Origin of the sequence: Hominimerdicola alba, assembly GCF_900109655.1 — a bacterium.
Classification (GTDB): domain Bacteria; phylum Bacillota; class Clostridia; order Oscillospirales; family Ruminococcaceae; genus Hominimerdicola; species Hominimerdicola alba_B.
The window spans coordinates 18,812-28,525 of sequence record NZ_FOAT01000025.1; the positions used below are offsets into that span (position 1 = coordinate 18,812).

5 protein-coding genes are annotated in these 9,714 nt (G+C 44.0%); 3 read left to right on the plus strand and 2 right to left on the minus strand.

Annotated elements, in window-relative coordinates:
• Positions 1 to 21: 21 nt before the first annotated feature.
• Both BMY75_RS16370 and BMY75_RS18550 read right to left on the minus strand, forming a co-directional pair.
• Complete coding sequence (locus tag BMY75_RS16370; RefSeq protein ID WP_074836068.1) at positions 22 to 1,956, minus strand: EAL domain-containing protein; 1,935 nt, start codon at positions 1,954 to 1,956, stop codon at positions 22 to 24.
• A gap of 417 nt (positions 1,957 to 2,373) precedes the next feature.
• Complete coding sequence (locus tag BMY75_RS18550) at positions 2,374 to 6,471, minus strand: dockerin type I domain-containing protein (RefSeq protein ID WP_074836070.1); 4,098 nt, start codon at positions 6,469 to 6,471, stop codon at positions 2,374 to 2,376.
• Positions 6,472 to 7,157: 686 nt separating this feature from the next.
• Between BMY75_RS18550 and mobQ the strand changes: the two genes are divergently transcribed.
• From mobQ to BMY75_RS18555, 3 genes are all read left to right on the plus strand, one after another.
• The gene (gene mobQ, locus BMY75_RS16385; protein ID WP_278289284.1) at positions 7,158 to 8,243 is read left to right on the plus strand and encodes a MobQ family relaxase; all 1,086 of its coding nucleotides are present in this window, start codon (positions 7,158 to 7,160) and stop codon (positions 8,241 to 8,243) included.
• A gap of 255 nt (positions 8,244 to 8,498) precedes the next feature.
• Positions 8,499 to 8,951, plus strand: coding sequence for a hypothetical protein (locus BMY75_RS16390; RefSeq protein WP_074836079.1), 453 nt, complete (start codon positions 8,499 to 8,501; stop codon positions 8,949 to 8,951).
• Positions 8,952 to 9,340: 389 nt separating this feature from the next.
• A complete protein-coding gene (locus tag BMY75_RS18555; RefSeq protein ID WP_074836081.1) occupies positions 9,341 to 9,529 on the plus strand; it encodes a transposon-encoded TnpW family protein in 189 nt (62 codons plus the stop codon).
• The last annotated feature ends 185 nt before the right edge of the window (positions 9,530 to 9,714 follow it).

Here is a 9,714-nt window from a genome sequence, read left to right on the forward strand (position 1 = left end):
CCGCTTTTCCTGAAAATATATCTAGGAGGTCACGTGTTTGCCATTTGTTATAAGGGCTATGAAATCCCTTTTGGACACAGGCTTTGAATAGAGGTAGCCCTGAGCGTAATCCACACCCAGGTCACGGAGCATTTGCAGCTGGTGCTCGGTCTCAACGCCTTCCACCAGTATCTTGCGGCGCATCTGCCTTATCATGCGCACGCTGCTGTCAAGGATTATCTGACCCATCTGCCCCTTTTCAGCGCTCCAGAGTATGCTTTTGTCGATCTTGATTATATCAAAATCCAGCCTGAATATGGACTGCATATTTGAATACCCTGTGCCGTAGTCGTCCATTGAAAAGCGGAAGCCCTGCCTTTTCAGTATACGCACTACCCTGCTGAGGGCGCTGTAATCGCTGGCGGCGATGGATTCTGTTATCTCGAAGTTTATCATTTTTTTGTCAACACCTATGCTTTCAGCAACGCTGATGACATTCTCGGCAAAGTCGGGCTGCATACATTGCAGTACCGAGAGGTTGACGTTTATGCATTCCATACCGTTTTCGGCGGGTATACCGCTTTTTACGAACTCGCAGACTTCATGGAAAACGTAGTCGTCTACATCGTCGATAAGACCTATCTGCTCGGCGATGGGAATGAATTCATCGGGAAAAAGGTTGCCCAATTCGGGGTCATGGAGACGTATCAGCGCTTCGGCACCGTGTAGAGTGTTATCGGAAACGCGGTAGGTGGGCTGGTAGAAGACCTCGAAATTATGCTGTTCAAGACCGCGCGATATAGCACTTTCCACCGCGGCACGACGAAGCAGGTAGTCAAGGTCGGAACCTTTGAGGATATTTTTGTCCAATTTTTTGGGCACAGGGCTATCCGCCATATAAAGCGCATCGCTGACACTGCGTATCCTTCCGGGAACGTCAGCCGCCATAACAAGGACTTTCAGAGGTATCTCGTTATCGCCTATCTTCCAGGGCTTTTCAAACCTCTCGCTGATAGTTTCGGCAAGATATGTGACTTTATCATCATCGGTACCCATGACAGTTATCATAAAGGTATCGGGATTTGTGCTATAGATATAGTATCTGGGCACAAGGGTGCGGAGATACTCAGCCACCAGCTTTGAAAGGGCTTCGGTATTATCCGAACCTGTGGCGCGCTTGATTATCTCGGTATTGGTTATCTTCACGCCCACAAGGGAGAGGCTTCTGCCGCTGACGATATAGGTATGCATATCGGACTTTATGGCGCGGCGGTTGTATACGCCCATGCCTGCGTCGATGCGGTCGTCCTCTATCTCGATGGCTATCATAACGCCCAGAAGACCTATGGCTTCGGAGATAAGCTCGGTGCGTATCTCGTAGTTTATCAGCTGTACAACTATACCAAGTATCGCCACGGTGAAGAAATATATCAGCGCAGTGCGGCGCTTGCGGTTAAGGGCTTTCCATGAGAAAAGCAGCATGAATATCGCCATAGCTATGTACAGTCCGCTGAGGACGTATATCACCATAAGCCCCCAGCTGCGATGGTAGACCATATTTCGGTCGTAGTAGTACATCCACTTTGTAGCGGGGTTGAGGAGGACAATCGCTTCTATGACAAATGCAGGTATCGTCACCAGCATATAGCGTTTTCGCTTGCCGTTGAGATTTGCGCCGCAGACATAAAGGACGTAGAACAGGAATATCGACGGCACTATGGAGTGGAGCAGGAAGTAGGAAAAATGCCCGAACCTCACTGCCATAGCGGCAACAGGCGACACAGCCGCCCGAATAGTATTGCAGGCTGCAAGTATCTCAGACATACAATTGAGGTCGAGTATCACGAGCATGGCGAGATACAATTTATTCTGCTGTTTATCGGTACGTCGGTTCAGCAGAGTGAAAAGTATGCCAGTTGTGTCTATCAGCATCGAAGCGGCATACATAACTATCTTAGATAAAGTTATCGATGACATTTTCTCCCTCCTTTACGGCAGGATAATAGTTCGCAATTTATTTATAATTATATCATATTATCCCTTAAAATTCAAGATGAAAAACATATCATTGTGAATTTTGTACTAAGAGTTATGTAAAATTTTAACAAATTGAGGAGCAGATGCCAAGGAAGGGAGCTTTATCTGACTAGCGCAAAAGAAGTAATCTATCCATACCAAAACAATTTATACAGATGATATACAGCGAATCAACTGCCACATCTTCGGGTGTGGCAGTTATTATATAATGCATTGTCTTAATCAACAGATTAGTACTCAAGGTAAATTGTAGCATTTCAATTGAATGAAGCCTATAAATGAAAGTAGATCGCCCACATCGCTATATACGATGTAGGCGATCCTTTCAAGGAATGTAGGAATAAGAAATTATTAAAATCACTTAATAAGCTTTTTACCCTTGATGTGAGCTGCTATTTTTGTAATATCAGTGATATTGATCTTACCGTCATTGTTAACATCAGCGGCCTTGGCTGCGTTTTCATCAAGCAGCTTTTTACCCTTGACGTGAGCTACAACCTTGATAAGGTCGGTAGTATTTATTTTGCCGTCAAAGTTTACGTCCCCCTTGATAACAGGTTTTTCGGCTTCTGCAAGAGCTTCCTCAGCTGCTTCAAGCTTTGCCTTTGTTTCAGCGGATACTTTTGCCTTCTGATCGTCAGTAAGCTCATCATAAGCCTTTCTTGCAGCTTCGATGTCTGTCTTGTCAGCAGTTGTGATATCTTCTGCTGCGGGCAGATCATTGATAGCGCTTGTTACATCATTTGCTGCTGCCTGATCTGCAGCATCCTTTTCGGCTGCTGCGAGGGCTGTCTCAGCATCGGTCAGCTTTTCAAGAGTGTCAGCGGAAACCTTTGCCTTCTGATCTTCTGTCAGATCATCATAAGCAGCTCTTGCAGCTTCGATGTCTGTCTTGTCAGCGGTTGATACATTTTCAGCAGCAGTAAGCGCATTGATCTTGTTGGTCACAGCCTGTGCTGCCTTTGTATCGTCAATATCCTTAACGTCAGACTTTGCAGTTGTAACAGCGTTGTTTACATCAGTTATAGCCTGTGCTACCTGTGCTTCGGTGACGTTATCATTTGTCAGAACTGCATTTACTGTAGAAATTGCAGTTGATAGATCCGAAGAAGGTGCTGCGTAGTCTGCATCGTTCTTGATAGTGTCAAGATAGTTATTTGCATTTGTGAGTGCATCGTTCAGAGCAGTTTTGTTAACGGGAACAACTGTCACTGTGAGGTCCTGATTGAGCGTATTGTAATTTGCTGTATCATCAGGAGTGTAGGTAGCTGCAAAAGCATTATCTCCTACATTACCCACACTTGTTTCAGGAGCGTTCCAAGTCCAGCCGTTAGGAAGTGAAACATCTTCAAGTGTCTTGCCGTAAGCGGCTGTCAGACCTGTTACTGCTTCGGGTGTGGGGTCAGCTTTTGCGACCTTAACAGTCACGTCCTGTTCTACTGTATTATAGTTTGTATTTGTAGGTGTGAATACAGCCATGAATGTATGCGTGCCTGCATTTCCGACAGAAGTTGTCGTAGGATCTTTCCAAGCCCATGTACCGTCATTGGCTGCAGGAAGTGTAACATCTGCCAGTGTCTGTTCGTAGGTCGCATTCCTTTCCGATACTGGATTAGGTGTCATGTTCGCTTTTGCAACATTAACAGTAACGTTCTGTTCTACTGTATTATAGTTTGTATTAGTAGGTGTGAATACAGCTGCGAATGTATGCGTGCCTGCATTTCCGACAGAAGTTGTCGTAGGATCTTTCCAAGCCCATGTACCGTCATTGGCAGTAGGGAGTGTAACATCTGCCAGTGTCTGCTCGTAGATAGCATTCAGGTCTGTTACTGCTTCGGGTGTGGGGTTTGCCTTTGCAACATTGATCGTCACGTCCTGCTCTACCGCAGTATAGTTCGTGCTTGAATGTGTGAATACAGCTGTGAATGTATGCGTACCTGCATTTCCGACAGAAGTTGTCGTAGGATCTTTCCAAGTCCATGTACCGTTATTGGCAGTTGGTAATGTAACATCAGCAAGTGTCTGTCCGTAGGTCGCATTCAGAGTATCAACAGCTGTCGTAGCTGCAGGGATAGGTGTTACATTGACAGTCAGATCTCTCTTAACGTTATTATAATTTGCTGTATCTGTGGGAGTGAAAGTAGCGGAGAATGTATTATTTCCGGCATTGCCCACACTTGTTTCAGGAGCGTCCCAAGTCCAGCCGTTAGGAAGTGCAACATCTTCAAGTGTTTTTCCGTAAGCTGCTGTCAGCCCTGTTACTGCATCGGGTGTCGGATCTGCCTTATTTATAGTGAAAGACTTCTCTGCTTTTCCGGCATAAACAGAGCCTTCTGCACGAGTGATGGTCAATGTGGCTGTTCCTGCATTTTTGTTGTCCTTATAGGCTACCAGATAATCTGTTCCCTGAGTCAATGTAGTGTTGTCATTCTTAACTACTACTTCAGGTTCTAAATTTGACCCGGTATAGGTCATATCAGCTATAGGCTGTACCCATTCATCCAGTAAAACAATATAGCCGCTGCTATCATTGTTTTGAATTATATTACCGGAACCTGTTCCACGGTTTACTGCGTCATCACCGATTTTATCTTTAGAAACAAGAGTATTGTTCACAACAGAAGTATTTGAATCTGCTGCCGTTGATCTCAGGATAACAGCATACTCTCCGGTTGAAACAATTGTATTTTCTGTAAGTGAGTTTCCTTTTGACGTGTTGTTTACTGTTACAGTTCCTGTCACATTATTCTTTTCAAATTTCGTGTTATTGGCATTGTTATTGAAGATAACATCGCTTTTTAAGGTATTCTCCTTTATCTGTGTATCTTTCTGACTTACTGTCAGTTTACCGCCCACGGTATTATCCGTAAAGATAGCACCTTCTTGAAGGGAAACGTTGCCGTCTGTGATATTCCCCTCAGCTGTACTGAAGCTACCTATATTTATACTGCCTCCATTGGTAACTGTATTGTTTTTGTAGGTGCATTTTGTAAGGCTTAATCCGTATCCAGCATTGATGGCTGTATTCTTCCACTTTATGTTGTTACCTTCAAGGATATGTCCTTCGCCTGTAAGCGCTATTGCATAGCTTATACCACCACCGGCATCACTTTCTATGTTATTGTTTTTTAAGGTAACATATCCGGGGTTAGTGTCACCCTGGAGATTGAAAGGAGTTACATTAAACATATTTCCAACAGTTCCAGAGGCTTTGATTGTATTATTCTCAAAAGTAATGTGATCTGCTCCCTTGCCAATAATCACACAGGATGAGCCGCCATTATTTCTGCCCTCAATATAAGAATTCTTTACCACTACATCGCTGGTTCCACCATACATTGTAAAGAAGCCTACTCCACTACCTACTCGCTTGTCCTTGACCGATATATCTATATTATCGACTGTCACATACTTAGCGCCCTGAATAACAAGTCTGCAATTCAGAAATTCCAGATTGCTGATGGTGGTATAATCGGCACCAGAAACAATATTGAAAGTCATATCAGAACCTGATTCCGTTGCGGTGCCGTCAAATTTCGCAACCGTATCAGAAGTTGAAGTGATTGTTACCTTTTTATTGATGGTAATTTTATTGTATAGTTCTCCTGAAAATTCGCCTTGAAAATCGAGCACTGATCCTTCAGGCACAGTATCCTTCAGAACACCGTTTTCATCAAAGTAATCGCTAAAATTTAAATTTGTTATAACATGAGTTTCCGATACAGAACCGGTGTAGTAGTACTCATCATGATATATAACAACATTTAAATACATATCATGACGCGATCTGGGAACTTTTTCACTACGGTTATATTTTCCATTATTGAAAGATGCACGTTGGATAGAGTCACCATCAAAGTTGTAAATCACATAGGCACTGCCACTTGCCGGCACTCCTTCCAATGCTTTCACCTGTTCCAAATCACACATCATAAAACCGTCAAGTTCGTTTGCAGTCAAGGTTGTATGGTCATTCTCCCATTCAGCCGGAGGTACCAGTTTTACTATTGATAATGGCTGCACCTCTTTCACCGTTACTTCGCAGCTTGCGCTCTTGGTGTTGTCCGCGTTGCTTGTAGCAGTAACGGTAGCACTGCCAGCTGTGATCCCCTTGGCGTAGACGGTCAAAACATCGGTTGCATCTGTACCGACCTCTGTGGTGCAGGCTGAATCGGAATACAGCTTCACATTTGTATTATTAATACTCCACTGCACAGTCTTATCCGTTGCATCGTTAGGTGCAACAGTAGCTGTGAAAGCAACATTTTCACCTACTTTAACTGTCTGTGCTGTGGTTTTATCAAGTGTCACATCCGTCACAGAATCAGCATAAGCCGTAATGCTCGTTCCTACGAAAAGTCCTCCCGTACCCACGTTTGCAGGCACATTACCTGCCACAACAAGCACAGCCAATGTGCCTGCGATAACACGTTTCCACGAATTTCTGATAGTCATATCAATACCTCCTGTTTTTTACAAATAAAAAACGCATCAAAGGGATAAACGTATCCCAATGAATACGTTTTGATCAACATTTTTGAAAAAAAAGGGCGCAGTTATGCCCTGTCTGTCCGATTATAATGATCCAGCATGGCTTTGTCAGCTTCCTTTTTGGATAATTAACAATTCATTCATATAATTATTTTATCACCGTTTTATTATTTTGTCAAGCTAATGTGAATTAAATTTGAATTTATAACATAAACCTTGGGGAGGGTGACAAAAGTTCAGGTGTGGAGTTGTGCAGAATGAAAGGAAAAATCAGGCATCCGCGTTTTGCAGATGCCTGATCAGTCAGTTTGTTTTTTTCGATGCTTTTTCATGGACATAATACGGTATCTGTTCTTGACAAGATACGTTCACTTTTGGATGACATTTTGGAGGAGCGGTGACACCGATGAAACTGGCTGCGCAATTCAAGCGTAGTCAGTTTTGTTTTAAGTTTAATTGTATTATTGCTTGTAAATTCTGGCGGAATCATCAATACGGCAGGTTCAAATTCATTTATGCAAATATACAAGTTGCAGATACATCACTTATCGCTGCACATATCAAGGTAAAGAAAGATAACGGAACAAATTTTCGATAAGCTCTTGACAAACGCGAACATCCGTGCTATAATCTATTATACAATCGAACGTATGTGCATATTGAGATTAATTCAAATCGAAAGAAGGCTGATAACCGCAATATATCATTTCAACGTCAAAATGGTCACGCGAACAAGTGGCGGTTCATGTGTAGCCAGTGCCGCTTACATCGCAGGCGAGAAAATCAAGAACGAGCGTGACGGCAAGATGCATGACTACCGAAACAAGCATGAAGTTGTCCACAAGGAGATATTGCTTCAGAAATCTGCGCCGTCCGAATACAGCAGCAGAGCCAAACTATGGAATGCTGCCGAGTGTGCCGAAAAGCGCAAGAACTCCCAAACAGCCCGGAGTATCAACGCTGCATTGCCACGCGAGCTGTCGAGAGAAGATCAGATTGATCTGGTGCGGCAGTTTTGCAAGCAGTGTTTTGTCAGCAAGGGAATGTGCTGTGATTTTGCTATACATGACAAAGGCGACGGAAATCCGCACGTCCATATTCTATTGACCACCCGCCGCGTGGACAAGAATGGCTTCACACAAAAGGAACGAACATGGAATGACCGCAAACTTCTACTTGAATGGCGAGAGCGTTGGGCTGATTGGTGTAATCACAAGCTATATTTCGTTTCGGACGCTCGTGTCGATCATCGAAGCTACAAAGATCAGGGCATTGACCGATTGCCGCAGATACATATGGGTGTAGAGGTCTGTGCTGTTGAGCGCAAGGGCTTCAAGACCGATAAAGGAAACAAAAACCGTAGGATAAGACAGCGCAATCTTGAAGTCGAGATAGCTGAGCTCGAAAATGAGATAAAAGCGCTAAAGCGTGAACGAAGACAATCGCTGGTTGACAACATTGAGCAGCAGCTTGGCTGTCCGCTGGCTGACACTCAGCACATCAGCGGCAATTATGCTGACATGGAGAGATACAGCAATCACTTGCAAGCAAACCATGTTCCGTGCGAGTTCAATATCTACGAAAACGGCAAGTCGGAGTTGTTCTTCCGCAAGTCTGACACAGATAAAGCGCTTATGCTCGTAAACCAGTTGCGGCAAAATAATCTCAAAAGGGATAACCAAGCCAATACGCAACAGAAATCAGCGCAGCCAAAGAAGTCCAAGCCACGATTATGACACCCAAACTGCCTCCGTGCTGTGTGGCATTAAAGCGGAATCGCTTGCATAAGGGAGAGTCCAGAGAGGGAGTTTTCCCTCTTTGGCGCACTTCAAACTCGCAGAGTTTGTATAAGTGCGCCCTACGGGGTTATGGTGGGTAATGACTATCGAATAAAAAATTCGCAAAACTTACCACCCTGTCAAACTTTCGCGTATGCGAATCGCTGCGTATGCAGCAGGGGCAGAATTGCCCTCTAGGAAAGGAGAATGCCATTGAGTAACAAGAAGCTGACAACAGAAGAAAAAATTGTGAAGTCAAAAGAGTATGAAGATGAGATGACACGGCTGCAAAATAAAATGAAAACCATGCGGACTGCGAAAAAGAAGCTCGATGCCGAGATTGCCGATGAACTGGAAAAAGCCGAAATGGTGACTGATCAAGCGGTCGGCAAAAAGTTCAGGAGTAAAATGACTGTCACTTTGCCGCTGGACAAGTATGGTAAAATCATCGATTTTATGTTCATGCACGAGGATTGTGTTGAGTTCATCGATGAGATTATTGCCAAGCATAAGTTGGAACTAGAAAAGGCTAAGGCTGAAAATCAGGAAGGACAGTCTGCCGATGAAAATAATAAGGCAGCTGAATCTATCCCCGCTGAAGACAGCGACAATATTGAAGAAGAAAGTGAAGCTGCACCTGCGGACACAGGCATAGAATCAGCGTAAAAGATAAAATGAAGAAAAGGTAAGGTGAGTCCAATGTAAAAAGACCACTGTTCCCGGGGAATAAGACCTAGCCAACCTTTGATCCCGAGAACAGATATATCAAAACCGAAGCATTGCCCGCTTCGGTCAACGACGTTCAAATAAATAACCTGCACTATAGTAAACGACATTGAAATTGCTACTTTGCAAACTTCGCAAAAGCATATATCGAACTTTTACTCGTTTTCAAAGTGCAATTTCTAATGTTGTTAACTATAAATACATCATCTCCATGCATACCTGCCGTGATGCCTGACGGCAGGGCTGTCTGGCGTTCTAGCCAAACGCTGCGTATTCACCTGCGCAAAGACAGCACAATCACCTCCTTTCATCGCGGAAGGAGAACTAATTTGGATACAACATTTACAAAAGAAGAACAGAAGAACCCGCGCTATGAGCTGAATTCGGTGAGGGAGTACAAGATCGGTCACACGACCTACATCGTTAAAACCTACTTCGACCTCGAATGCGGAGAATCCCTCGAAGATCTGCTCCAGCGTCTGGTAACAAAAGAGATATGCAAAGCGATGTCGTCCTGACGGCATAAATAACCGATGAAACAGCGGGTCATCTGCACATTTGGTATTGACAATGCAGAACATTTGTGCTATAATATACATGATCCGCTGTGATCGTCGGAAAGAGAGGAATGAATGAAAGACAAGATCACAGCATTGTATTGCCGCCTCAGCAACGATGACGACTTGCAGGGCGAGAGCAATAG